Source organism: Thiothrix lacustris DSM 21227 (assembly GCF_000621325.1).
Taxonomy (GTDB): Bacteria; Pseudomonadota; Gammaproteobacteria; order Thiotrichales; family Thiotrichaceae; genus Thiothrix; species Thiothrix lacustris.
In genome coordinates this window covers 153196-179722 of the sequence record NZ_JHYQ01000003.1, presented here as the reverse complement: position 1 = coordinate 179722, position 26527 = coordinate 153196, and the positions used below count along the sequence as shown (strand labels likewise).

The 26527-nt window shown below is 52.9% G+C and carries 25 protein-coding genes; 5 read left to right on the top strand and 20 right to left on the bottom strand.

Translation table 11 applies throughout. The features are described from left to right. Window positions 1–6 precede the first annotated feature (6 nt). Window positions 7–771 (top strand): sulfite exporter TauE/SafE family protein, encoded by a 765-nt coding sequence (locus tag Q394_RS0103505; protein WP_028488055.1) that lies wholly within the window; start codon window positions 7–9, stop codon window positions 769–771. Here the strand turns inward: Q394_RS0103505 and recB are convergent. The 4 genes from recB to Q394_RS0103485 all read right to left on the bottom strand — a co-directional run bounded on the left by recB (window position 756) and on the right by Q394_RS0103485 (window position 6240). Further along, on the bottom strand, window positions 756–4340 hold the full coding sequence (gene recB, locus Q394_RS0103500; protein ID WP_028488054.1) for an exodeoxyribonuclease V subunit beta: 3585 nt from the start codon (window positions 4338–4340) through the stop codon (window positions 756–758). The two genes, Q394_RS0103505 and recB, sit on opposite strands and share 16 nt — an antisense overlap. 151 nt (window positions 4341–4491) lie before the next feature. Next, the gene (locus Q394_RS0103495) at window positions 4492–4938 is read right to left on the bottom strand and encodes a protein YgfX (protein ID WP_156946724.1); all 447 of its coding nucleotides are present in this window, start codon (window positions 4936–4938) and stop codon (window positions 4492–4494) included. A gap of 6 nt (window positions 4939–4944) precedes the next feature. Beyond that, window positions 4945–5682 carry an S-methyl-5'-thioinosine phosphorylase gene (locus tag Q394_RS0103490; RefSeq protein WP_028488052.1) on the bottom strand — a complete coding sequence of 246 codons (738 nt, stop codon included), beginning with the start codon at window positions 5680–5682 and terminating at the stop codon, window positions 4945–4947. Window positions 5683–5685: 3 nt separating this feature from the next. Continuing rightward, complete coding sequence (locus Q394_RS0103485; protein ID WP_245606726.1) at window positions 5686–6240, bottom strand: hypoxanthine-guanine phosphoribosyltransferase; 555 nt, start codon at window positions 6238–6240, stop codon at window positions 5686–5688. Window positions 6241–6422: 182 nt separating this feature from the next. Here Q394_RS0103485 and Q394_RS22675 point away from each other — a divergent pair, with 182 nt between their 5' ends. After that, complete coding sequence (locus Q394_RS22675; protein WP_028488050.1) at window positions 6423–7208, top strand: hypothetical protein; 786 nt, start codon at window positions 6423–6425, stop codon at window positions 7206–7208. 32 nt (window positions 7209–7240) lie between these two features. On the opposite strand, the gene Q394_RS0103475 is transcribed toward Q394_RS22675, so the two are convergent. From Q394_RS0103475 to Q394_RS0103410, 14 genes are all read right to left on the bottom strand, one after another. Beyond that, entirely contained in the window at window positions 7241–8257 is a 1017-nt protein-coding gene (locus tag Q394_RS0103475) for a quinone-dependent dihydroorotate dehydrogenase (RefSeq protein ID WP_028488049.1), read from the bottom strand. Between the two features lie 42 nt (window positions 8258–8299). Next, complete coding sequence (gene htpX / locus Q394_RS0103470) at window positions 8300–9187, bottom strand: protease HtpX (RefSeq protein WP_028488048.1); 888 nt, start codon at window positions 9185–9187, stop codon at window positions 8300–8302. 73 nt (window positions 9188–9260) lie between these two features. Further along, a complete protein-coding gene (gene parC, locus Q394_RS0103465) occupies window positions 9261–11498 on the bottom strand; it encodes a DNA topoisomerase IV subunit A (protein WP_028488047.1) in 2238 nt (745 codons plus the stop codon). A gap of 125 nt (window positions 11499–11623) precedes the next feature. After that, window positions 11624–11794, bottom strand: a complete 171-nt coding sequence (locus tag Q394_RS22250) for a hypothetical protein (protein ID WP_156946723.1) — start codon at window positions 11792–11794, stop codon at window positions 11624–11626. Window positions 11795–11899: 105 nt separating this feature from the next. Further along, on the bottom strand, window positions 11900–12379 hold the full coding sequence (nusB, locus tag Q394_RS0103455; protein ID WP_028488046.1) for a transcription antitermination factor NusB: 480 nt from the start codon (window positions 12377–12379) through the stop codon (window positions 11900–11902). 1 nt (window position 12380) lies between these two features. Then, a complete protein-coding gene (gene ribH / locus Q394_RS0103450) occupies window positions 12381–12863 on the bottom strand; it encodes a 6,7-dimethyl-8-ribityllumazine synthase (protein ID WP_028488045.1) in 483 nt (160 codons plus the stop codon). A 58-nt stretch (window positions 12864–12921) separates the two neighbouring features. Next, entirely contained in the window at window positions 12922–14028 is a 1107-nt protein-coding gene (ribB, locus tag Q394_RS0103445; protein ID WP_028488044.1) for a 3,4-dihydroxy-2-butanone-4-phosphate synthase, read from the bottom strand. 6 nt (window positions 14029–14034) lie between these two features. After that, window positions 14035–14697: a riboflavin synthase gene (locus Q394_RS0103440; protein WP_028488043.1), complete on the bottom strand. Its 663-nt coding sequence runs from the start codon at window positions 14695–14697 to the stop codon at window positions 14035–14037. 6 nt (window positions 14698–14703) lie between these two features. Next, window positions 14704–15819, bottom strand: a complete 1116-nt coding sequence (gene ribD / locus Q394_RS0103435) for a bifunctional diaminohydroxyphosphoribosylaminopyrimidine deaminase/5-amino-6-(5-phosphoribosylamino)uracil reductase RibD (protein WP_028488042.1) — start codon at window positions 15817–15819, stop codon at window positions 14704–14706. After that, the gene (nrdR, locus tag Q394_RS0103430) at window positions 15816–16274 is read right to left on the bottom strand and encodes a transcriptional regulator NrdR (RefSeq protein ID WP_028488041.1); all 459 of its coding nucleotides are present in this window, start codon (window positions 16272–16274) and stop codon (window positions 15816–15818) included. The genes ribD and nrdR overlap by 4 nt, the downstream gene beginning before the upstream one ends. A 6-nt stretch (window positions 16275–16280) precedes the next feature. Continuing rightward, window positions 16281–17558, bottom strand: a complete 1278-nt coding sequence (gene glyA / locus Q394_RS0103425; protein WP_028488040.1) for a serine hydroxymethyltransferase — start codon at window positions 17556–17558, stop codon at window positions 16281–16283. Between the two features lie 80 nt (window positions 17559–17638). Then, a complete protein-coding gene (locus Q394_RS18985) occupies window positions 17639–18247 on the bottom strand; it encodes an META domain-containing protein (protein ID WP_051542715.1) in 609 nt (202 codons plus the stop codon). A gap of 102 nt (window positions 18248–18349) precedes the next feature. Further along, window positions 18350–18961, bottom strand: coding sequence for a 1,6-anhydro-N-acetylmuramyl-L-alanine amidase AmpD (gene ampD / locus Q394_RS0103415; RefSeq protein WP_028488039.1), 612 nt, complete (start codon window positions 18959–18961; stop codon window positions 18350–18352). Next, window positions 18958–19302, bottom strand: a complete 345-nt coding sequence (locus Q394_RS0103410) for a thioredoxin family protein (RefSeq protein WP_038140344.1) — start codon at window positions 19300–19302, stop codon at window positions 18958–18960. The genes ampD and Q394_RS0103410 overlap by 4 nt, the downstream gene beginning before the upstream one ends. Window positions 19303–19385: 83 nt before the next feature. On the opposite strand from Q394_RS0103410, the gene Q394_RS0103405 reads away from it, so the two are divergent. From Q394_RS0103405 to rep, 3 genes are read left to right on the top strand one after another with little or no spacing between them, the layout of a single operon-like run. Beyond that, window positions 19386–20318, top strand: a complete 933-nt coding sequence (locus tag Q394_RS0103405) for an AAA family ATPase (RefSeq protein WP_028488037.1) — start codon at window positions 19386–19388, stop codon at window positions 20316–20318. After that, window positions 20318–20998, top strand: a complete 681-nt coding sequence (locus tag Q394_RS0103400) for a DUF3226 domain-containing protein (protein WP_028488036.1) — start codon at window positions 20318–20320, stop codon at window positions 20996–20998. The genes Q394_RS0103405 and Q394_RS0103400 overlap by 1 nt, the downstream gene beginning before the upstream one ends. Continuing rightward, a complete protein-coding gene (rep, locus tag Q394_RS0103395; RefSeq protein ID WP_028488035.1) occupies window positions 20995–22992 on the top strand; it encodes a DNA helicase Rep in 1998 nt (665 codons plus the stop codon). The genes Q394_RS0103400 and rep overlap by 4 nt, the downstream gene beginning before the upstream one ends. A 22-nt stretch (window positions 22993–23014) precedes the next feature. Here the strand turns inward: rep and Q394_RS0103390 are convergent, their stop codons facing one another. After that, a complete protein-coding gene (locus tag Q394_RS0103390; protein ID WP_084260332.1) occupies window positions 23015–24697 on the bottom strand; it encodes a BatD family protein in 1683 nt (560 codons plus the stop codon). After that, a complete protein-coding gene (locus tag Q394_RS0103385) occupies window positions 24691–26520 on the bottom strand; it encodes a VWA domain-containing protein (protein WP_038140341.1) in 1830 nt (609 codons plus the stop codon). Before Q394_RS0103385 ends, Q394_RS0103390 begins: the two co-directional genes overlap by 7 nt. Window positions 26521–26527: the final 7 nt, after the last annotated feature.

Genomic DNA, 26527 nt, shown 5'->3' with positions numbered 1-26527 from the left:
ATAACCATGCCTGATTGGATTGCCTATTTACTTGCAGCCTTAGCAGCCTTAGCAGCGGGTGCGATTAATGCACTGGCAGGTGGTGGCACACTGATTACTTTTCCGACCTTAATTGCCCTAGGCATTCCCCCCATCGCTGCCAATATCACCAGCACCGTATCGCTGTGCCCTGGTTACTTCGGCGCAACCCTCGCACAACTGAATGACATTCGCAGCCAATCACAGCGTTTGTGGCTGGTATTACCCGCAGCCATCATCGGCGGTGTGCTAGGTGGCATCTTACTGCTAAATACCGACGAAAAGGTTTTTCAGTCACTCGTGCCTTTTTTGATTCTCTCCGCCTCGCTGTTGCTGGCGGTACAAGCCCCCCTGCGAGGCTGGCTCAACCGGCGCTTACAAGCACACAGCGCTCAAGGCATTCCTACCGTATGGGTCGTCCCCTTAATCCTGCTAGCAGCCGTGTATGGCGGTTATTTCGGCGCGGGCTTAAGTGTTATCGTGCTCGCAGCACTGGCACTGATTTTGGATGATTCCCTGACACGCCTAAATGCCCTGAAACAAGCGGTAGCATTTGGGGTGAATATCGCCACGGCAGGCTTTTTCCTGTTCTCTGGCAAAGTCGTCTGGTCACTCGCCCTTGTCATGGCCATTGGCGCACTCATCGGTGGGGTACTCGGCGGCAAACTCGCAAGCAGTATCAACCCCACCACCTTGCGTTGGCTGGTTGTCAGTATCGGCATATTGGTCGCAGTGGTTTACTGGATCAAATGATCCAACGCCCTGATCAGGCAAGCATCCGGCTTATGGAAAAACACCCCAGAACCTGCCTGATCCGGCGTCATGCCACGTAAGAACAGGTACAACGCCCCCCCAACTTGCACATCCCAATCATACCCCGCCACCCGTTGCCGCAAATAACGGTGCAAGGCCAGACAGTAAATCAGGTATTGCAAGTAATAATGGTGATCCGCCATCGCCTGCTGCATCGTTGCATGGGTGTAATCTGCCGGGGTTGCCCCCAAATCATTGGACTTGTAATCCACCACGAAATACTGCCCATCCGCCGCAAACACCAGATCGATGAAGCCTTTCATATAGCCCGTCAAATCAGCAAACTTCAACTTGTCGATAGCCGCATGAATAATCTCCCACTCGGGCGGCAGATGCTGATGCAATAACGCCTGCAACTTCTTGAGCGTCAAGCACTTCACCGGAAAATAGAACTCCAGCTCATCCAAACGCTGCTCTTTCGTCAAACCAGCCAAACACATACCCTCTTGTCCCTGCGTACTTGCTTTCCACAAAGGTGTCTTGAGGGTATTTTCCAGCAAAACTTCGGCTGCTGGCCGCCAGCGTTCTGGCAAGCCGTGCCGCTTCAACGCAGGCAATAACACCTTCTCACGTTGCCCGTCCAACGGCTGGGTAAAATCCAGCTCCTCCAACATTTTATGCAAACAACTGCCCGCTTTCGTCCCACGAGGGAACATCGCGTTCCGGTCGTTGGGCGTAGTCGCCGCAAACGTGACCGCAGCGAATGCCAGCGTATCGTAATCCGGGCGCTCATCTTCCTTGCCTGACGATAGCCCGCTAAAACTACCAACCTTAGGTATCATCGTATAATGCGACTGATAACGCCGAATAGCGGTTTGCACATCACCTGCTTCAGGCTCGCACAGCACCAGCGAGTCAGCCACCGGCAAGGACTCGTGACTGATCTTCCCAGCAGACGTCGCGACAATCTGCGCCAGTTGCTGATGCATCAAGGCTTGACGCTCGGGTGCTTGCATCACCCCCTTAGAGCAGCATTTACCAAGGATATCGTCCCCCTGTGCTAGCTTACCAAACAATAACCAGCCCAATCCCGAGTAATAATCGAACGATTTAATGTGCCCACTGGCCAGCACAAGCGTGCAATGGTATTTGGCACGCGTCAGTGCAACGTACAACAATCGCAAATTTTCAGCCTCTTCGGCTTCACGATAACGCTGCTGAGCAATCTTACTGGCCAAGGTTTCCGCTTGTAGACGCGAAACTCCCCCTTCAGTATCCGTATCATACCAACTGAACCAAGTGCTGGGTTTGACATCTGCATCACGTTCCAACCACAAATACGGGCAATAGACAATGCCATACTCCAGCCCCTTACTTTTATGGATAGTCGTGATTTGTACCAAATTCTCGTCACTTTCCAGCCGCAACTCATGCAGATCGTTCTTTTCAGAGGCTTCTGCCTTTTGCTGCAACCAGCGGATCAAGGCGTGCATCCCGTGGCCTTGCAAGCGGCTTTCGGCATGAACCAGCTCCGCAAGGTGCAACAAATTGGTGAGACGGCGCTCACCATCCGACAACCTCAGCAAACGCGCATAATGGCCACGTTGTAACATCCACTGACGGAACATCGGCATAAACCCGTGCGAATGCCACGTTTTATGCCAACGCTGAAAAGCCTCCAACTCGGTTTCCAACAACGAGGGGTTTTCATCCAGCTCAAATAACGCCTGAGCAGTAAACCCAAATAATTCCGTGACGAGCGCTGACTTCAAAACAGCTTCGTTACCCGGCTCAGCAATCGCCCGCAACACAGCACGAAATTCGGTAGCTTCACGGGTACTGAAAATGCTATCCCGAGATTTCTGCACACTGGCAATACCGCGTGCCAGCAATGCCTGCTTCACTTGTTCGCCCTGCTTATTTTCACGCACTAGCACAGCAATATCGCTGCTCATGACCCTGCGATTACCGATACGGGCTTTGCCTGCACGCGCAGCATTCAATAAGCGGGCAATATCATTGGCAACTGCGGCGGCGACATCCATTTGTACGTTGGACTTATCACTTTCCTCCAGCGAATCCCAATCCCACAGGCGCACTGCCGAGAGTGCTGGCTCCACCACCAAATCATCCTGGGCTTTACCCGCTTCCACCGCTTCATAGCGAATATCGCTACGGAAAGGCTGGTCTGACTGCGCAAACAAGTGGTTGAGCGCCGCCAACAAGTTCGGGTGGGAACGGAAATTATACGTCAGGGTATGGTGATGGCTGGTCGCTTTGGCGGCTTTCAAATAGGTGTAAATATCTGCACCACGGAAGCCGTAAATTGCCTGTTTGGGATCGCCGACGTAAAACACGGGCTGTTCTGGCTGGTCACGGTAAATGCGCTCGAAAATCTCGTATTGGATCGGATCAGTATCCTGAAATTCGTCAATCAAGGCCGCCTGATATTTCGCTGCTAATCGCGGCGCAAGTTCAGGATGTCGCTCTAACGCCTCCCGCAAATGCAGCAATAAGTCATCGAAGGTAAAGACGCCGAGTTGCTGCTTGCGGATCGGCAATTCCTGACGCAAGTGGTGCAGCAATTTCAGGCGGACATTTTCCAGCGCCAGCGGCAACATCGCCTGTAAAGGCTGCTGCAACACCAGCAATTGTTCCAGTGCGTCAAAAAAGGCATGGGCTGGGGTCTGTTTACCCTTATTGGTTTTTTGTTGCAGGTAAGGCGTGGTCAGCCGTTCCAGAACACTTTCCGCACCTTTGGGCATCACTTTGTTGGCAAACAAGGTATCTAAGGTGGCAAACCACTCAGGTAGTTTGTCGGCTTTATAGCTTTGACCGTTTAACACTTTGGCCTGCAAGGCATTCAGCAACAACTCGCGGATAGCCGCGCCAGCGTCATGCCAGCAAGCGGCACAAACCTCGACTTGCGCCAAAAAGGCATTATTGCAGGCGCTGAAGGTTTCCACGGTGACTTCGGCGATGTCTTCGTGCAAATAAGGCTTACCGATGAAATGGCGTACCGTTGCCAGTAAGCTATCCGGGGTCAGGTTGCCTTTTTGCAATAGCATAAAGTGCAGCGGGTCAGGCTTGAGGAAGTATTGATACCAGAATTTATCGCTCAATTCTGTCAGCAGGTTATCTTCATTCGTCATCAGTTCGCTTTCAAACGGCAGGCGAGCTTCAAACGCATTTTCTGATAGTACCCGCTTGCAGAAACCGTGGATGGTGAACACGGCTGCTTCATCAAAACTGACCAACGCCAGTTGTAGACGCTGAATACAGTCCTGCGGTGAGGCGGTTTCGCTCAGTAATTCGGCGTAAGTTTCTTCGTGCGGGCGGTTTTCCAGATAGGCCAGCGCATCGGCCAAGCGTTTGCGGATACGGTCGCGCAACTCTGCGGTGGCCGCGTCGGTGTAAGTTACCACCAAAACCTTGTCGACAGGCAAGCCATACACCGCCACTAGGCGTAGGTATAACCAAGAAATAGTCCAAGTCTTGCCGGTTCCGGCACTGGCTTCGATCAGGTTAGTTCCCGCTAACGGGACAGCTTTGGCATCAAGGGTTTGCATGGATTTACTAAAAAACTCTCATTGTGTGTCAACCGAAACCGAGCTTAATCGTTAACCATAGAGAACTCAAAGCCCAAGAGTCCCTTAAAATATGACATAAATAAAAATTCACAGCCCTTAATGCCTTGAACCCTCCTGCGCCGGAGGGTTTTTATTTTGTGGGAGCATCAACGCTACTGAATTTCACCCGCACCCGCAATTGCCGCAGCACATCCGGCGGCACACTGTCTGGCAACAAAACCAAGCTATGCAACTTGCCCGCCTTGGTTCGCAAATTCAACACACACAGCCACGGCTGCAAAAAACTGCTGTCATCCAGCCGCGCAAACACACCCGCTGCCCTCAGGCGCACCAGACAATTGTCGACCTGATAAAAGCGCACCTCCTGAATCGCTTGTGGTGCGGTACGGGAAATATGCAAACGCCAGAAATAGCGCAACGAAAACGCCACCAACAACCACAAAGGGATTTTCCACCCCAGCGCCAAAGCAGGCATCAGCAACACCACGACGGCTGCTAACCCATGCGTTCCCACCATAAAAACAGCCAGTTGGCGCGAAGCCACTGGCTGCAAATACAAGGGCGGCTGATTATCCAACGCGGCTTAGCAGACCAGCGCACGCAACAAAGCACGCGCACTCGCCATGCCAAGCAGCAGGTTTTGCTCAATCTCTGCCATCGTGATTTCGTCGGTATCTTTGCCCGCTGCCCAGTTTGCCACCACTGCACAACTGGCGTAGCACAAGCCTAATTCGCGGGCGAGTGAGGCTTCCGGCATCGCGGTCATCCCCACCAGATCGCAACCGTCACGTTCTAATCGCGCAATTTCTGCCGCTGTTTCCAGCCGGGGGCCTTGGGTGGCGGCGTAAGTGCCGCGTGGCACAACATCCAGCTTGGCGCATTCAGCCGCAGCCAGCAAAGCATTGCGCACTTCAGGGCAATACGGCCACGAAAAATCAATGTGGGTAACGTCCGTCAGCCCTTCCTCAAAAAAGGTATGCGCCCGCCCGTAGGTGTAGTCGATAATCTGATCAGGAATTACCAAACGGGTTGGCTTCATTTCTGGGGTAATTCCCCCTACGGCGGCCATTGCCACGACCTTTTCCACGCCCAAACTTTTCAGCGCCCACAAATTAGCGCGGTAATTAACCTTGTGTGGCGGAATATTGTGGGTGTAGCCATGCCGCGCCAAAAACGCGATACGCTTGCCCTCAATCATGCCATGCGTCACCGGGCCGGAAGGCTCCCCATAAGGGGTATGCACCACTTCGCGATGGATGACTTCCAACCCTTCGATAGCGGTCAGGCCGGTTCCGCCGATCACGGCAAATTCAATTGTCATGTGTTAGAGTCCTTTTACTGCGTAGATACCGTTGGCGTTGCGCCAGTATTCCTTATAATCCATCCCGAAGCCAAACACGTAGCGGTCGGCCAATTCGATCGCGGAAAAATCGCGGTGGATACCTTCCACCCGACGCTCATGCTGCTTGTCTGCCAACACGGCGACGTTTACCGAAGCCGCACCTTGATCCCGACACCAGTGGCAAATTTCGCGCAAGGTATAGCCTTCGTCCAAAATATCATCAACCAACAAGATGTGACGGCCTGCCAATGCCGTTTCTGGTTTGTGCAGCCAAGTAATGGTCTTGCTGCCACTGGTCGCCCCCCGGTAGCGGGTGGCGTGCAAATAATCCTGTTCCAGCGGGAACCCTAGGCGCGTCAACAAATGTCCGGTCACGATAACGCCCCCAGTCATTACACACAGCACCAACGGGCTTTTATCCGCCAGTTTTGCAGTAATTTCCGCAGCCATTGTATCCAGCATGGCGCTGACTTCTTCCGCAGAGTGTAACAGGTCAGCCTCTGCCAATACGCGGGCAGCTTCTTCCGAAGTAATCATGTTGTTATCCATTCAGCAAACTAAGCCGTTATTCTAACTTAAATCAAAAAACCGTCATGAAAAAACTGGAAAACCACCTAACAGATATTGCCTTTTAACAATAAGTATATTATGATTTGCTTATATTAAGTAAACCCTATTTGCGCTTCACCAAGCGCTTTAATCTGCTAGAGGAATATTTCATGAAACTTACAAAAATCGCACTGATGGCTACTCTGCTGGCTGCTTCCGGCATCGCTTCTGCTGAATTCTTCGATGGTTTTGACAATGGTAGCGGCACAGGCCAAAGCTACGGTTCAAGCCAAGGTAGCACCAGTGGTACTGGTCAAGGCTACGGCACTGGCGCTAGCGACGTAAATGGCTGGGGTCGTGGTAACGGCAATGCTGACGGCGATGTTGACTTCAGCATCACATTCAAAGGCAAAGGCAAAACCAACATGGATTCTGACGTTGCAGGCAATGGCCGTGGCAACGCAGCCAGCAACCTGCAAGGTAACGGCTATGGCTACGGCAATGGCTACAACAACATGTACGGCTACAGCAACACTTCCCAGAATGGTAACGGCTACGGCAACAACCCTTGGGCTGGCTACGGTATGCCAAACATGATGCAAGCACCAACGATGCAAGCGCCTGCGGCTCAAGGTCAGATGCCAATGATGCAACCACAAATGCCTGCTCAAATGATGATGCCTGGCTACTCCATGCCACAAGCAGCTAGCTTTGAACAAGTAATGAAGCAAATGGAAATGCAACGTGCACAAGCTGATGCTTTCTTCAAGAAAGTAGAAGAGCAGCGTCAAGCAATGGCTGCACAACAGCAAAAAGCCGCTGAAGCTGCCAAAGCTGCTGCACCTGCTGCGACTGCAACTACTCCAGCGCCTGCCGCTGCTGCAACCGCAACTACTCCAGCACCTGCCGCTGCTGTAACAGCAACTACTCCTGCTGCTCCTGCTGCTGCAAAATAATCAGATTTAACATCTGAAGAAAAAGGCCGGTCTTAACCGGCCTTTTTTGTGGCCTCCACACATTCACGTACCAGCGCTGGCCCACGGTAAATGAAACCGCTGTAAACCTGCACCAGACTCGCACCCGCTGCCAGTTTTGCCTGCGCATCCGCACCCGACAAAATCCCCCCTACCCCGATAATCGGAATCTGGCTGGCCATGTCAGCACGGAACTGACGGATCACTTCGGTCGAATGCTGCGTCAACGGCTTACCACTCAAACCGCCTTGCTCTTCACCGTGTGGCAAACCTTGCACCGCCGCTTTATCCAGCGTGGTATTGGTCGCAATCAGGCCATCAATCCCTACTGACGAAAACACCTCCGCCATGTCACGGATTTCCGCCTCATTCAGATCGGGCGCAACCTTGATCGCCACCGGCACGTAACGCCCGTGTTCCTGCGCCAGTTTTGCCTGTTCTTCACGCAGTGTCACCAGTAAACGCTTCAGCTCATCGCCGTATTGCAAGCTGCGTAAACCGGGGGTGTTTGGGGAAGAAATATTGATGGTGACGTAATGCGCGTGTGGGTAAGCCTTACGCAAGCCGATCAGGTAATCATCCGCCGCGTTTTCCACCGCCGTATCAAAGTTCTTGCCGATGTTAATCCCAAGAATGCCTTGATAACGCGCTTTGCTGACCTGTTCCAGCAGGTAATCAATCCCGTGGTTATTGAAACCCATGCGGTTGATAATAGCCTGTGCTTCGGGAAGCCGGAACAAACGCGGCTTGGGGTTGCCCGGTTGCGAGCGTGGTGTGACTGTGCCGATTTCGACAAAACCGAAACCCAAGGCTGCCAGCGCATCCATGTAGTCGCCGTTCTTGTCCAGCCCTGCCGCCAGACCAATCGGATTGGGGAACTCAATGCCCATCACCGTCACAGCTTTGCCCGGCAAAGCCACCGGTTTACCCAACAGGCCGGTTTTACCCGCCAGTTTTAGGGAATCGAGCGCAAGGTGGTGGGAGGTTTCGGTGGGAAGGAGAAATAACAGGTCGCGTAGGAGCTTGTACACAAAAAATCCCCGATTCAGGATGAAACCGGGGATTATAAAGGTTTAGCGAGCGTTTTCCAGCGCAGCAATACGATCTTCCAGCGGTGGGTGGGTCATGAAGATCTTGCGCAGACCTGTTCCCAAACCACCCGCGATACCAAACGCCGCCATTTCACCGGGTAAATCCTGTGTTGCATGGCCTTGCTGCAAACGCTTCAGCGCATTGATCATCTTCTGGCGGCCTGCCAAATCAGCACCGGCAATGTCAGCTTTGAATTCGCGGTAACGTGAGAACCACATGACAATCGCGGTCGCGGCAAAACTCAGGAAAATTTCAGCCACCATCGAACCGATGTAATAACCCCAACCTACCCCGCTGTTTTCATCATTGCTACTACGGAAGAAGTTGTCGACCACCATGCCAATCAGACGCGCAAAGATAATGACGAAGGTATTCAACACACCCTGCAATAAGGTTTGCGTCACCATGTCACCGTTGGCAACGTGCCCGATTTCATGACCCAAAACCGCTTCCACTTCATCCGCCGTCATGTGGTCGAGCAAGCCTTGGCTGACGGCAACCAGTGCATTGTTACGGCTCGCACCTGTGGCAAACGCATTCGGGTCAGGGGAATGGAAAATACCGACCTCAGGCATACCGATACCGGACTTTTCAGCCTGTCGACGCACGGTTTCCACCAACCAACGCTCTTGCGCGGTCTGCGGGTTTTCAATGATTTGCACGCCCATGCTGCGCTTCGCCATCCATTTGGACATCAGCAAGCTCACGAAGGAGCCGCCGAAACCGAAAATGACCGCCATGGTCAGAATGCCGCCCATGCTGCCAGCACTCATATTAATACCAAACAATTTGCCGATGATGCTCATCGACACAAACAACACTGCCATAACCGCAAAGTTGGTCATCGCCAGTAAAATAATTCGCATCATGTCTATTAACCTCTGTGTTAGGTGTTATGCCGTGAATAGTAGGTTAGCTGCACCGGGATTCAAGTTATCCCTACTAATTGCTGCTGATCTCCAGACCAGTGACATTTTGGTAACCTTTTGGTAACAATTTGCCGCGTTTGGCGCGTTCACTGCGGTATTCATCCAGTTCATGACCCTTGATGGTTTTGAATTGCTTGCCTGCATGGATCATCAAGCTACCCGCTTGCGGCAGAATCGCAGCAAACACCAAGGACTCATCGGCAACATCCAAGCCACCTTTTTTCAGGCTGATCAACTTGTTGCCCTTACCCTTGGAAAGCTGCGGGACATCCGCCAAGCCGATCACCAGCACGTAACCAGACGATGACACCAGCACCAGCGCGTCGGTGGCAATATTCGACACCTGCAACGGTGGCAAAATATCCACACCCTCGCCGGTGGTCAAGGTCACCTTGCCCGCTTTGACGCGGCTTTGCATATCGCCGAGGGTGCAGAGGAAACCGTAGCCTTCGCCCGAATACAGCAAATAAGCATCGCTATCCTTCCCCATCAGCGCGTACTGGAATTTCGCGCCAGCAGGTGGTGAGAGTTTGCCGGTCAGCGGTTCGCCTTGCCCGCGTGCCGATGGCAAGCCGTTGGCTGGTAGCGAATAAGTGCGCCCACTACTGTCGAGCAGCACCACTTGCTGACTGGAACGCCCGCGTACCGAAGTGAGGAATTCATCGCCCTGCTTGTAACTGAGTGAAGGCGGGTCAATGTCGTGGCCTTTGGCAGAACGTATCCAGCCCATTTTCGAGACCACCACGGTGACAGGCTCGGAAGGCGTCAGCGCAGTTTCATCCAGCACTTGCGCAGCGGCACGTTCTTTGAGCGGCGAACGGCGCTCGTCGCCGTAGAGCTTGGCGTCTTCCTTGAGTTCCTTGCGGATCAGGCTGGTGAGCTTGGTGTCGGAACCGAGCAGGGAGAGCAGGTGTTCGCGCTCTTTTTCCAGCTCATCCAGTTCGCCCCGGATTTTCATTTCTTCCAGCCGTGCCAATTGGCGCAGCTTGGTGTCGAGAATGTAATCGGCCTGAATCTCAGTGAGGTCGAAACGTTGCATCAGCACCGCTTTCGGCTCGTCCTCGGTGCGGATAATGTGGATCACTTCGTCGATATTGAGGAAAGCGGTGAGCAAACCTGCCAACAGGTGCAGACGTTTTTCCACTTTATCGAGACGCCATTGCAGGCGACGGGTCACAGTCTGGCGGCGGAAACTCAGCCATTCGTTGAGGATGGTGAGCAAGCCCTTGACCCGTGGCCGCCCATCCGTGCCGATCATGTTCATATTGACGCGGTAGCTGCGTTCCAGATCGGTACTGGCGAACAGGTGCGACATCAGCATGTCGATATCGACACGGTTGGAACGCGGCACGATCACCAGACGCACCGGCTGTTCGTGGTCGGATTCGTCGCGCAAGTCTTCCACCAGCGGGAGTTTTTTCGCCTGCATTTGCGCGGCAATCTGTTCGAGAATCTTGCTGCCGGACACCTGATAGGGCAAGGCGGTGATGATAATGTCGCCATCTTCGACCTCATACCGCGCCCGCATCCTGTAGCTGCCATTGCCCTTTTCATAGAGGCTGAGGAAATCTGCCGCCGGGGTGATGATTTCCGCTTCGGTGGGCAAATCGGGCGCGGGGATGTAGTGGCACACATCCGTCAGCGTAGCGTTGGGGTGATCGAGCAGGTGGATGCAGGCATTCACCACTTCGCGCAGGTTGTGCGGTGGAATGTCGGTGGCCATGCCGACCGCAATGCCGCTGCCGCCGTTGAGCAGGATATTGGGCAAACGCGCAGGCAGGATAGTCGGTTCTTCCAACGTGCCGTCGAAATTGGGTTGCCAGCTCGCCGTGCCCTGCCCCAGCTCTTGCAGCAACACTTTGGCGTAAGGCGTGAGGCGCGATTCAGTGTAACGCATCGCCGCGAACGATTTCGGGTCATCCTGCGAACCCCAGTTGCCCTGCCCATCCACCAGCGGGTAACGGTAGGAAAATGGTTGCGCCATCAACACCATCGCTTCGTAACAAGCCGAGTCGCCGTGCGGGTGGAATTTACCGAGCACGTCACCGACGGTACGCGCCGATTTTTTATGCTTTGAAGCGGCGGTCAGGCCGAGTTCCGACATGGCGTAGACGATGCGTCGCTGTACGGGCTTGAGGCCATCGCCAAGGTGCGGGAGGGCGCGATCGAGGATGACGTACATGGAATAATCGAGGTACGCCTTTTCGGTGTATGCCTGGAGAGGGAGGGTTTCGATGCCTTCGTAGTTCATGGGGGTCCTTTATTCTTTTGCGAGTACTACCTGTAGGGGCGTATTGTATACGCCCTTTTACTCTTGTGGTAACTAGATCCCCTAACTAATATTGCCCCATGTCATCCAAAGAAAAAAAGACCAGATCAATACACCTGCCGCGCAAACAGCTTTTCCAACCGATGTTGCCAGCGCTGCATCCGCTCTTCGCGCGGCATTTCCGGGGCACACCCGCAGGCACGCCGCGAACGCACACCCTGCCGGAATAGCAGGGAGAGCTTGTTATCGTGTTTAATCGTTTCTGTTTTAAGGCTCATATTGCGCCACACTCCTGTTTATCGTTTATTTAAATGCCCTGATAAGCATAACGTGCAGATGTGCAGAAAGTGTGTAGAGCCGATGGAAGGTTTTTGCAGTAACGCTTATTTGCGGTTGGCTTGGGACTCAAGCGGGCGGATTTCGGTTGCCACCTTATCCAGCACACCATTGATAAACTTGTGCGCCTGTTCCGCGCCGTACTTTTTCGCCAGATTGACGTACTCGTTCACCACCACCTTGTAAGGTGTTTCGAGGTGATTGAGCAATTCACAGGTCGCTACCCGCAAAACAGCGTGTTCAATCGGGTCAACTTGCGCCAAGGAACGGTCAAGATGCGGGGAAATGCGGGCTTCCAGTTCTGCGCCCCCTTCAATCGCACAACGTAGCAACTTGTGGAAAAAAGCCGTGTCAGACTTGCGGAAATCCGCCGCCAGCTCCAACTCTTCCTGAAAATACAGGTAAATTTCCTGAAAACTGTTGCCCGTAATCAACCACTGGTAAGCGCCTTGCATGGCCAGCCGCCGCGAAACGCGACGACGGGCAATCAGTTGCTGGGACTCCGAAAGGGGTTTGTGTCCTGCCATGTTATGCTGTTTTCCTGATCTTACGTAACAAGGACACCATTTCCAGTGCTGACAAAGCGGCTTCTGCGCCTTTGTTACCTGCTTTAGTGCCTGCCCGTTCGATGGATTGTTCGATGGTATCGGTCGTCAAAACGCCGAAAATGACGGGCAGTTCATGGCTCAAACCCACTTGCGCCAGACCTTTGGAGGCTTCGCCTGCCACGAAGTCGAAATGCGGCGTGCTACCACGAATCACTGCACCCAGTGCAATAATGGCATCGTAATCACCATTGGCCGCCATCGCTTGTGCCACCAGTGGCAATTCATAAGCGCCCGGAACGCGCACCACGTCGATGTCTTCCTCTTTCACGCCACCATGACGCTTGAGGGCATCAATCGCGCCTGACAGCAGGCTTTCGACGATAAAACCATTGAAACGCGCAACGACGATGCCGTATTTGGCTTCCTGTGGGGCAAAATCACCTTCGATGACATTGAAGCTCATTGAACCATCCTAAATTCATTTTAAAGAACAATCACGTAACCCTGGGGTAAGGAGTTACTTAATCCTGAATATAATCAACAATTTCCAGACCAAAACCGGCAATGCCATGCAAACGCCGTGGAGCACTCATCACAAGCATCCGGTGGACACCGAGGTCAGAGAGGATTTGCGCCCCGATCCCGTAGGTTTTTAATTCAGCCGGAGAAGAACGAGTATTGTCCTGTACAACTGGTTGAGATTCAAACCCTTTCAAGCGATTTAATACATCTTGTGGCTGAATAGGCTCGCGCAGGATGACAATAACGCCTTTGCCTTCTTCCTGAATACGCTGCATAACCCCGCGTAACGGCCAACCGCAGCCCGGTTCGGTCAAGGCCAACAGATCACATAATTCATTTTCCAGATGCACCCGCACCATCACGGTATCATCAGCGCCGATTTCGCCCTTGACCAATGCCAGATGAATATCTTGCTTAGCCAATTCCTTATAAGCCACCAGATGGAAAGGGCCGTATTCGGTTTGCACTTCTTTTTCAAACACGCGCTCGATGCTTTTTTCGTGCTGTACCCGATAACGGATCAGGTCTTCGATGCTGCCCATTTTCAGGCCGTGCTTTTCGGCGAAAATTTCCAGATCAGGGCGGCGAGCCATCGTACCGTCTTCGTTGAGGATTTCCACAATCGTCGCCGCAGGCTCGAAACCTGCCAAACGCGCATAATCACAACCGGCTTCGGTATGGCCTGCGCGGGTGAGCACCCCGCCGGGTTGCGCCATCAGCGGGAAAATATGCCCCGGCTGCTCAATATCGGCAGGCAAGGCATTCGGCGCAACAGCAGTGCGGATGGTGTGGGCACGGTCGTAAGCTGAAATGCCGGTGGTGACACCTTCCGCCGCTTCAATCGAAATGGTGAAGTTGGTGCTGTGTGCTTCATCTGTCCCGGAAATCATCAGCGGCAAATTCAACTGCTTGCAGCGTTCACGAGTCAGGGTCAGGCACACCAGACCACGCCCTTCCTTAGCCATGAAGTTGATGTCTTCCGGGCGTGTCAGGGAGGCCACCATCAACAGGTCGCCTTCGTTTTCGCGGTCTTCGTCGTCAACGATAACGACCATTTTGCCTTCTGCGAGGTCTTTAAGAATCTCTTCTGTGGTGTTGAATTGCATGGTTTCTCACTTCATAAAGCCGTGTTCGGCGAGGAATGCTTCAGTAATACCGCCACCCGTGGTCGGATATGCAGCTTTGTCGCCCAGCAGCAGGCGCTCAAGGTAACGGGCAATGACATCGACTTCCAGATTGACCTTCGTGCCGCTGCGGTAGTCGGCAATGATGGTTTCTTCCAGCGTGTGCGGGACGATATTGAGTTCAAAAGTGCTGCCATCGACCTTGTTGACGGTGAGGCTGGTGCCATCGACCGTGATCGAGCCTTTCGCCGAAATGTATTTGGCGAGGCTATCCGGGGCGCGGATGCTGAAACGCACCGAACGCGCATCGTCGTGACGGCTGATGATTTCACCCAAACCATCGACGTGACCACTGACCAGATGCCCACCGAGACGGGTTTGCAGGGTCAGGGCTTTTTCCAGATTCACTTTCGAGCCACGTGACAGATTGCCAAGGCTGGTCAGGGATAAGGTTTCGCGGGAAACGTCAGCGCTGAAACTGCTGCTATCAAAGGCAATCGCCGTCAAACACACGCCATTCACCGCAATGCTGTCGCCGAGGGCAACATCACTCATGTCCAATTTGCCGGTCGCAAGGGTCAAGCGCATGTCGCCGCCTTTGGGCTGCATGTCGCGGATCGTGCCAATGGATTCGATAATGCCGGTAAACATCCGTTTTTAACCTCTGGTTTGCAGGCTGGCAATAATACGCCAATCTTGCCCTACTGCGCGAATATCACGAATTTCCAACGGAATGCGCTCACTCATCTGCGCAATATGCGGCAAATTAAACAAAGCACGGGCGCTGGAACCCATCAAATGCGGCGCAAGGTAAATCACCAACTCGTCAGCAAAACCCTGTTCGACCAGCGCACCGCCGAGGGTTGCCCCCGCTTCCACGTGAACTTCGCTAATGCCATCCTCCACCAAAGCACTCATGACGTCGGACAGTTGCAAGGTGTTGCCGGAAAAATGCCGGACTTTTGCCCCAGCTTGTTCCAGTTGCGCTATTTTTTGCACATCAGCGCTACAGGTGTACAGGAGAATGTCACCCGGTAAGGTGAGCATGACAGCGTTCAAGGGGAATTGTAACGCAGAGTCGAGCACTACCCGTGTAGGCTGGCGCACTTCACCGCTAATCCCCAACTCATCGGCACTCAGGCGCACGTTGAGCGAAGGGTTATCCGCCAGCACTGTGCCGATACCTGTGAGGATTGCGCCTGCTTGCGCCCGTAGAAATTGCACATCCCGCCGCGCAGCTTCACCCGTGATCCACACGCTTTCGCCGGATTCCATCGCGGTACGTCCGTCAAGGCTCATCGCCATTTTCAGGCGGATGTAGGGGCGGTTGCGTTCCATGCGCGAAATGAAACCGGGGTTGAGGGCGCGTGCTTCACTTTCCAGCAATCCCGCAGCGGTGGTAATACCAGCCTGTTGCAGCATCTGTAAACCTTTGCCAGCCACCAGCGGGTTGGGGTCAACCATTGCGGCAACGACCCGTGCCACACCTGCTTGCACCAAAGCATTGGCACACGGCGGCGTGCGCCCGTAATGGGAACAGGGTTCTAGGGTTACATAAGCAGTGGCTCCGCAAGCGGCTTCACCCGCCATGCGTAAGGCGTGGACTTCGGCGTGTGGTTCGCCAGCACGTTCGTGCCAGCCTTCGCCGACGATTTGCCCATCACGCACGATCACACAACCCACGCGTGGGTTAGGTTGGGTCGTGTAAAGCCCGCGTCGCGCCAGTTGCAGCGCCCGTGCCATGTAACGGTGGTCGTCGGGGGTAAAATTCATGCCTGATCATTTTCCAGATGTTCGATCATGCTGCGGAATTCTTCAATATCGTCAAAACGCCGGTAAACGGAAGCGAAACGAATGTAGGCAACTTCATCTAGTCGCCGCAACTCATGCATCACCAGCTCGCCAATCATGGAGGATGGCACTTCGCGTTCGCCGCTAATCAGGATGGTTTTGCGAATATGGCTGAGAGCGGCCTCGATACTTTCAATGGATACCGGGCGTTTTTCCAGCGCACGCATAATGCCGCCACGCAATTTGTCGTCGTTAAACGGTTCGCGGGCGGCATTGGATTTGATCACACGTGGCAGAGTCAACTCTGCCACTTCATAGGTGGTAAAGCGCTCATCGCATACCACGCAACGGCGACGACGGCGCACTTGATCGCCTTCGTTCGCCAAGCGTGAATCGACTACCCGCGTGTCATCGGCACCGCAAAAAGGGCATCGCATGACGCCTTACGCCGGGTGATCGCCAAACGAGGTAGACTTGTAGACCGGGAATCGCGCGCAAATGTCCAGCACTTGCTCTTTCACCCGTTCGATCGTGGCAGTGTCTTCCACATTGTCCAACACGTCTGCCATCCAGTTAGCCAGTTGCGCGGATTCTGCTTCCTTGAAACCACGGGTGGTAATTGCAGGCGTACCCACGCGGATACCGCTGGTAACGAAAGGCGATTGCGGGTCATTCGGCACGGAGTTCTTGTTAACGGTGATGTTCGCAGCACCCAGCGCCGCATCCGCAGCCTTGCCGGTAATGCCTTTGGCAATCAGGTCAACCAGCATCAGGTGATTATCCGTTCCACCGGAAACGATCTTGTAACCGCGTGCAATCAGGGTTTCTGCCATGACTTTGGCATTCTTGGCGACTTGCTGCTGGTAAACGGTAAATTCAGGTTCGAGGGCTTCCTTGAAAGCCACCGCTTTGGCAGCAATGACGTGCATCAAGGGGCCGCCTTGAATACCGGGAAATACCAGTGAGTTGAACTTCTTTTCCAAATCAGGATTGGATTTCGCCAAAATGATACCACCACGCGGACCACGCAAGGTTTTGTGCGTCGTGGACGTGGTCACGTCAGCAATTTGCACCGGGCTGGGGTACACGCCTGCGGCCACCAAACCGGCAACGTGTGCCATGTCTACCATCAGGTACGCACCAACTTTATCGGCGATTTCGCGGAACTTGCTCCAGTCAATGACGCGGGAGTAAGCCGAAAAACCTGCCACGATCATTTTGGGCTTGTGTTCAACCGCCAGGCGCTCAACTTCAGCATAGTCAATGTAGCCATCATCGGTGATGCCGTATTGCACTGCGTTGTAGATTTTGCCGGAGAAGTTGACTTTGGCACCGTGGGTCAAGTGACCACCGTGTGCCAGGCTCATGCCCAGTACAGTATCACCGGGGTTCAACAGCGCCATGTAAACGGCTGCGTTGGCCTGTGAGCCGGAATGCGGTTGCACGTTGGCATAATCCGCGCCAAACAATTGTTTAACGCGGTCAATGGCAAGCTGCTCGGCTTTATCGACGTATTCGCAACCACCATAATAACGCTTGGCCGGGTAGCCTTCCGCGTATTTATTGGTCAACACAGAACCCTGAGCTTCCATCACACGCGGGCTAGCGTAGTTTTCAGAAGCTATCAGTTCAATGTGCTCTTCTTGACGACGCACTTCGGACTGCATCGCATCCCACAATTCATCGTCATAACCTGCGATTTTCATCTGGCTAGAAAACATGCCGCTTTTCTCCTGCGCGTTAGAAGCTAAAAAAGCCTTGTATCATACCACCCTTTTAACCTCAATCTAGCGTGTTTTCATCAGGAAGTCGCAGGAGGTGCCGGTTCTGGTGCAGGCGCGGGTACTGTACCCTCTGCTGGCGGGGTTTCTGGTGCGGCATTTTCCACACCAGCATCCCCGTAATGTTTGGTAAATACCACTGATGGTGCGCCATTCATGTTGAAAAATTGCAACAGACTACCTTCCTGCTGAACACTTCCCGCACGCCCTAAGGTTCGCAAGTAACTGCCTTCCCAACTCCCCACATTGATCGTTGGTAAACCAGCACCCGTCGATAATACCGGGCAACCCTTTTCACCTCGCTCAATCTTGGCCATCTTAAACCCTGTGTGCCCAACTCTTTGAAAGACAGCCGTATAATCATTACAACCTGCAAAACCCTTCAGTGCGTTATCACCCACTTCCATCGTGACATCCAGTTCTGGCGGCACTTTATTGTCATAGACAGAATATAAACGCCATTTTGTCCCCAATAATGATGGGCCACCACTGTTTAACGGGCAAGAGCCAGCGGGTAACTCAGGTACTGACACAGCAAGCACGCGTTCAGCCATCAACATTAATGGCAATAACAGCAAATCCCTGCGTGTCTGCATGAATGATTTGGATATCGGTTTTTGCATACTCATGAAACACTCCCTCGTTTGTGTATGGCGATGTATCAACTGTCTTATTCAAACAACATACACAGAGTATAGGGCAGTATGAAAACTTTGCCGATTGAATCTTTTTTATGCTGGCAGTGGTATTTCTACAACAAGCGGATATTCACTGCTTGCAGAAGCGGGTAAGTCCACCGCTAACACCCCACTCAAACGTTGCCAATCGAAAAATGGACCAGGATCTGTTTTGCGCCCTGGTGCAATATGTTCGTGCCCGGTAATGTGCTGCAAACTCAAACCCGGATAGGCAGCCACCAGCGCAGGCAGCAATTGCGCCAACTGTTGGTACTGAGCTTCGGTGAAAACTTCAAAATCAGTGCCTTCGATTTCGATACCGATGGAAAAGTCATTGCAACGCTCCCGCCCGCGCCACTGCGACACGCCCGCGTGAAATGCCCGTAAATGGAACGGCACGTATTGCACGATTTCACCTTCACGTCGGATCAGCAAGTGACTGGCAACCCGTAAATGGCAAATATCGGCAAAAAACGGGTGCGCCGTCGGGTCGAGTTGATTGGTGAAGAGCTGGTCGATCCAATTCCCGCCAAACTCATAAGGCGGCAAGCTGATATTGTGCAACACGATCAGTTCCGGCACACAGCCATTCGGGCGTTCATCGTGGTTGGGGGATGGGCACTGGCGGGCAATGTCCAGCAGGCCGGTTTCTGCATCAATGATCATGGCTCATCCTCGGCGGGTAATTGCAGTGCGGCCTGAATGGCTACGTGAATCCGCGTGGGCAGTGGTTCGGAATGGAGTTCACAGTGATAATGCCCATCCACATACAGGTACATTGCGGGCAAATGGAAAATCTCCAGCGCGTTCACCAGCCCGCCATTGTGGACGGCATCCACCTCGAAGACGGGTAAGGGTAGAAACTCACGCCGGTATTTTTCCAGTGCAATCTTGAGGTTGCGGCACGCCCCGCAGTTGGGCGCGGTGAAAAATACCAGTGCAGCGCCGGGCGTTTCTGTCAGCACATGGTGAAAATTGAGATCGGTAAGGCTTGCAATCGTTATCATGATGGGGATTATACATGCACTTGTTCACGCCTCTAGCCGGAATTTGCTATAGTTCGGAGACTTATGGATGAAGGACAACCACCATGCTCGACAGCCTGCACATCAAGAATTTCCGCTGCTTTGAAGACCTCACCATCCCCTCGCTGGGGCGGGTGAACCTAATCGTGGGGAAGAACAATAGCGGGAAGAGTACGTTGTTGGAGGCTATTGCACTTTTTTCACAGCATGGTCATTCACAGGCTTTAAAGGATATTGCAAAAATGAGGGGTGAAGTATTTTCAAAAAACACCCTAAGTATTTTAGAAGGAGATTCCTATATTGGGGATTCATCTAAAAAAAACTATATTCAATATAAACATCACTCACAAAATGGTCGTGTGGATGTTAGTGTAGTGATAAACGACAAGAACCTTACAGAAAAGCATGTACACGAACAACTATTCCCCGAAGATAATCATACATTTTCCTTCATCAAAACAACCATATATCCAGAAAAAGAATTAGCTAAGGCATGGGATAAAATAAGAATACAAAAAAAAGACCAGCTACTAAAAAATGCCTTACAGATTATAGATAAAAATATTGACGATGTTTTTTACACAACAAACCAAGTGACTATGGTTTCTGTTGCAGGCGAAGAAGAAGCTCGCTCTATAAAATCTATGGGTGAAGGCATGAGTCGTCTACTGCAAATATTCCTGTACGCTTATCAAGCCAAAGGTGGCTATCTGATGATCGACGAGTTCGAGAATGGCTTGCACTATTCGATTCAGGAAGATGTGTGGGAGAAGCTATTCAAGTTAGCAAAGGAGCTTGATATTCAGGTATTTGCAACGACTCATAGCCAAGATACGATCAGGGCATTCAGCAAAATTGCGCTTCAGTCTGAAGAGGAAGGCCGCCTCATCTCATTGGGGCGTAACGAACGGGCGATTGATAAAGGCAAAATCACTGCACTAACGTACAACGAAGATGACATCAAACTGATTGCTGAGACAGGGATGGAAGTACGCTGATGCAAACAAAAAACATCCTATTGGTCGAAGGAGCCAGCGATCAGAAATTTTTTAATCAATTATTAGCTGATCTTCCCAGTCAAGTTGAAATCGAACCTAAAATACCCCGTGATGTTGATGCCCAGATTTATAGAAATGGGCTTCAGCCTCTATACAAGCAACTCAAACTGCAAGTTGATTTATTAATTCGTGGGCAAGTCTCAACATTAGGTGTCATTGTCGATGCTGACCACTCTACTCAAGAGCTGAATGGCTTTAACAATCGCCGAGATCAACTTACATCACTTTTATCTGACAAGGGTTTTATTATCACTGATATGCCTCTCCAAGAAGGTAACGGTGAAATTTTTTCACACCCATCAGGGGCAAAAATTGGCATTTGGATCATGCCAAATCACTTTTCTGACGGAATGATCGAAGACTTGTTCATCAGTACCACAAAACCAAGTCAGAATGACCTACTGAACCACGCCAAAACTACAATTGGTAATCTTGGCGAACTCAAAACTTTTGCTGACCACCACGATTCAAAAGCTCACCTATCCACCTGGCTCGCATGGCAAAAAGAACCCGGTATATCCCCCTCATATGCTTATCACCAAGGCTTGTTTGAAAAGGATCACCCCAATTTTATTGCCCTAATTACTTGGCTACAAAAAGTATTCAATCCAACCCCATGAACGGACTCAACCCTGAACAACAAGCTGCGGTCACGCACCTCGGCTCTCCCCTCCTCGTCCTCGCGGGCGCTGGCAGTGGCAAAACCCGTGTGATCACCCAGAAAATCGCCTGGATGATCCGCAAAGGCGTGCATTCTGCCGACCAAATCGCCGCGATCACCTTCACCAACAAGGCCGCCCGCGAAATGCGCGAACGTGCCACGCAACTTTTGACCAAGGAAGAAGCCAAAGGGTTGACCGTTTCCACCTTCCATACCCTTGGCCTCAATATCATCAAGCGCGAAGCCAAACGCCTCGGCTACAAAAAGAATTTCAGCATCCTCGACGCGCAAGACAGTGCCGCCATCCTCAAAGAACTCGCCCACAAAGAAGATGTGGAGGAAGCCGATAACCTGCGCTGGATCATTTCCCGCTGGAAAAACGACTTCATCTCAATCGAGCAAGCCGCCCTGCTCGCTAATACCACCGACGAAAAACTCGCCGCGATTTTATACGAAAAATACCAGCGTCAAATCAAAGCCTATAACGCCGTCGACTTTGACGACCTCATCGTGCTACCGGTGCAACTGTTCGAGCAACACCCCGACGCCCTGCAACACTGGCAAAATAAATTACGCTACTTGCTAGTCGACGAATACCAAGACACCAACGCCTGCCAATACCGCCTGATCCGCTTACTCTCTGGCGTTCGCGGCGCACTGACTGCCGTTGGCGACGACGACCAATCCATCTACGCTTGGCGCGGCGCACGCCCGGAAAACATTGCGCAATTACAGCAAGATTACCCCATGCTCAAGGTCGTCAAGCTGGAACAAAACTACCGTTCCACCAGCCGCATCCTGCAAAGTGCCAACAAACTCATCGGCAATAACCCACATTTATTCGAGAAAAATCTGTGGAGCACCCTCGGCGAAGGCGACCCGATCCGCATCATGCCCGCCCGCACCCCCGAACACGAAGTCGAAAAAGTCGTCGGAGAAATCCTCAAATCCCGCTTCCGCGACCGCGCTGAGTTCAAGGATTTCGCCATCCTCTACCGAGGCAATCACCAAAGCCGCTTGTTTGAAAAAGCCCTGCGCGAAAACAATATCGCCTACAAAATCAGCGGTGGCACCTCGTTTTTCTCACGCGCCGAAGTCAAAGACATCCTCGCCTACCTGCGCCTGATCAGCAATCCCGACGACGATGCCGCCTTCCTGCGCATCATCAACACACCCAAACGCGAAATCGGCACGTCCACACTGGAAAAGCTCGGTGAATACGCCCACGAACGCAAAACCAGCCTGCTCACTGCCGCCCAAGAACTCGGCTTTGCCCAGCGCGTGTCTGCCAAAGCCACCCAGCGCATCGAAACGTTCTGCGGCTGGCTGCACGAAGTCACCCGTGCCGCCGAAAATGCCGACCCCACCAAAATCACCCAACAAGTCATCAACGACATTGGCTACGAAGACTGGCTAAAAAACACCTGCAATACCCCCAAACAAGCCGAATCGCGCATGAAAAACGTCTGGGAAATCGTCGAATGGATCCGCAAACTCCACGACGATGGCGCAGGCAAAGAAACCCTCAGCGACATCATCGCCCACATGAGTTTGGTCGACATGCTGGAGCGTAATAATGAAGAAAAAGAACAGGATGCGGTCAGCCTGATGACCTTACACGCTGCCAAAGGGCTGGAATTCCCCAGCGTGTTTCTGGTCGGTGTTGAAGAAGAACTCCTGCCCCACGCCAACAGCGTCGACGAACAAAGCATTCAGGAAGAACGCCGCCTCGCCTACGTCGGCATTACCCGCGCCCAGAAAAACCTCACCATCAGCTACGCCAAAACCCGTTCGCGCTACGGCGAAGCCTCCACTGTCGAACCCAGCCGTTTCCTTGACGAATTACCGCCAGAACATCTGGAATGGGAAGACAAAAAAGTGGTCACACCCGAAGAGCGGCAAGCAACTGCCAGTGCTTATGTAGCTAATTTACAAGCATTATTAGGGGATTAAGCCAAGAATACGTTTCATCGTATCAATCCGGGTAAAGTGCCGTCAGCCCTGAATCCTTGGCGTGTGCCGCACCCGCTGGCTTGAAGTCCTGAAGTGCCTGTAGCAAAGCAGCACCTTGCCAGCCGCCACTACTGCGCCCGTAAAGCACTGCATTCAACGCATCAATTTCAGCTTGTAAACGGGGCGGCGCTTGTTCACGCAGCGAAGCAAGCAAGGCTGGGCGAATATTCAACCCCACACCAATCCACTGCACCAACGCATCATGGCTTGCCTGCGCTTTGTTTTGTTGGCAAGCCTGCTCAAGCTGCTTCCACACCGTTTTAGCATCCGCAGGTTTAAGGAGCAACGGAGCGGCAGGGCTACGGGATGTTTGCCACCAACGCCACACCAACCAAGCAAGCGTTGCCACCACCCAAATCAACAGTACACTTGCTGCAAATCTGCCCCACGAAAACCATGATTCATCCGGCTCAGGTGCAGCACTAAGGGCTTGCTTGTCGTGTGTTGAAGCAGCTTGTGGCTGGCTGCTCGTGGCAGGTGATGCTGGCGTGGCCTCCCCACCTGTTACCACCAGCTTGGCTGGCTCAACCTTGGCCGTTTCTTGCTTGCCGGTGCTAGTATTCCACCAATCGACCGCAATGCCGGGGAAATCGTATTGGCCATTGTAAGGCGCAACCACTACCCACTTTTCCTGACGCACGCCGACGACGCCATTATTTCCCGCGTCATTACGCAATTCTGGCTTATCGGTGTATGCCTTGATGCCTGCCGGAATCGGAATATCAAGTTTGGGTAATTGTTCCGCTGCCAGCCCGTCCGCAACGATGGCCAAAGTCAGGGTAACGGGTTCACCCGCTTTGAGTTTAGCCGGGGGGATTTGCCAGTGAGCATTCAGGGTAAGGCTGTTGGCGGGCAGCCATTGCTTGCCGGTATAACTGGCGGGTTGCCCTTGCACTTGCAGGGTTAACGGTTCGGAAAAACGCCGGATACGCTTGCCACTCAAACCAAACGGGTCAAAGTTGTTCGACCCTGGTTTGGCAAGAATCCCTTCAAAGGTGGTACGCCCCAACGTCAACTTGCCGCTTTGCTGCGGGGTCAAGGCATAGCGGCGCTCGATCACCTGATAATTACGCCCATTACGCATCATCGTGGTGTTACGGGTATTGCCAACCTGTTCGATATCACCCTTGCCGCTTTCAATCGGCGGATGGCTCAAGCTGGCTTGCTGCTCCAACGGCGTGACGTGAAACATGCGCTGGGTCACGATGGTTTGTTGCTGCACAAACGGCTGCTGCGGCTCAGCACTCAGTTCGATGAAAATATCGGGTGTGCCACCAGCAGTGGGCTGTGGCTGGTCTAGCACTTGCACATCCAGCGACTGGCTTTTATCGCTGCCAAACTGGATGACCGGAATGGTCACTGTCCCGGTTTTACGCGGGTAAAGCCGTAATTCCCATGTGGTGCTAATGGTACTAACACCGTTGATCATGCTGAAACTGTTGCTTTGGGAACGCCCCCGCACTTCAAAGTCCTGTTCCAGCGGGGAAAAATCAGGGTCGGCGGACACCATACCATTCGCCTTAAAGGTCAGGACAACAGGGTCACCCAAGGCCACCGGATTACGGTCAATCTGGGCAACGATGGCAGCTGCCTGCGCCCAAAATGGCAGGAACCACAACACTGCCATCAAGAGTAACCTTACCATTCTTCACCTCGCGCCTGACCACCCCGTTGCTGGTATTGGTACTGGAATTTACGCCGCCACAAGCCAGAGGGGTCATCAGGAATACGCCGCAACCATTGTTCAGCAGCCTGTTTCTGCTCACGCTGTTGCAGGTCATCCTTCGCGTCCTGCTCACCCTGCTCGCCTTCGTCTTTGGACTCTTGCTTATCCTTGTCCTGCTCGCCTTGTTTGGCCTGCTGTTCTTGCTGTTTGGCTTTCTCTTCAGCGGCTTTGGCCTTCTCGGCATCTTGCTGTGCCTGAGCATCCTGTTGCTGTTGATCTTTGCCTTGCTGACCTTGCTGATCCTGTTGTTTTTGCTGGTCTGCGCCGGACTGGGGCTGTTGCTGCTGACCTGACTGGTTTTGCTGCTGATCTTTTTGCTGGTCTTGTTCTGGCTTCTGTTGTTGCGAGTCGTTTTTGCCCTGCTGCTTATCCTGATTTTTCATCGCATCTTCAAGAACTTTTAGGTTATAAGCCGCATCTTCATGCTTGGGGTCGGCTGCCAGCACCTGTTGGTAAGCCGCTATCGCTTCCTTGAACTTGCCTTCCTTCGCCAAAGCATTGCCGTAATTGTACTGGCCGTTAACGCTGGCCTGACTCGCATACTGCTCAGCGGCAGTGGTGTAATCCTTGCTTTTATAGGCGGCCGCACCTTTCCACTCAGGATTCTGGAACAGTTCCGTAGCGCGTGCTGCTTCGCCGCTCTCGAAGGCGGCTTCTCCCCGCTGATCGGGGGTTTTCCATAACTCATCCCAACTGAAAGCGTGAGCAGGTTGTTGTTGCGGCAGCAAAACACACACCAGCATGACGCTAAGCCAACCACGTCGAAACGACAGTACTGCCAGCGGTAACAGCAACAATACCAACCAGTAGCCTTCGTTTACCCACGTATCGGTTTGCCGCCCTTGCACAGCACTCAACTGATTGGCAGCGGTTGCTTGCCATTGCGCAGTGAGTGTATTCAGGTCAGCATCGCCCAAGGCAGCACGGGCAAACGCACCATCACCGGCTTTGGCAATGCGTTGCAAATCATCCAAATTAACCTTGGCAACCACCGTTTTACCGGAACTGTCGAGCAAGAAACCGCCCTGTGCACGCGCTACCGGCGCACCCTCAGCCGTACCGAGCGACAACACGGACACACGATAGCCCTGACTGAGCGCTATTTCAGCCGCTGAAACCGCCGCCTCTGGGTCGGAAGCACCATCAGTAATCAGCAAAACATTGCCCTGTTTCATCCCCGATTGCTGGAGCAATTCCACCGAACGTTGGATCGCAGGCGACAACAAACTGCCGGGTGCAGGCATGATTTCTGGCGAAAGGTTTTTCACCTGCTCTTCAATGGTATCCACATCATCGGTCAGCGGCGTCACCGTAAAGGCATCGCCCGCGAACACCACCAACCCGTTCTGGGCATCCTTGCGTGCGTTCAGGATGTCGAGCAATTTGAAACGTGCCAGCGTAATCCGGTTGGGCTTTTCATCTTCCGCGTACATCGAGGCGGAAAAATCCATCGCCACCACCAATGCCTGCTGGTTACGGAACACCGGCACTTCGCGTTTTTCCCACGCAGGCCCCGCCATCGCCAGCACCGCTACCAACAAGGCCGCCGATAATAGCAACAGGGGCAGGAACCCCATGCTCCCCGCCTTGCCACTCAACACAAACGGCATCAGGTGTTTGTCCACCACCTGTTCCCAGCCGCCATTTTGACGGGCGCGCAATAACTTCATCCCCCACACGGCGGGGATCAACACCAACAACCAAAGCCATTCAGGGTGCAGGAAATGCAGGTCGTTCAACATCACACAA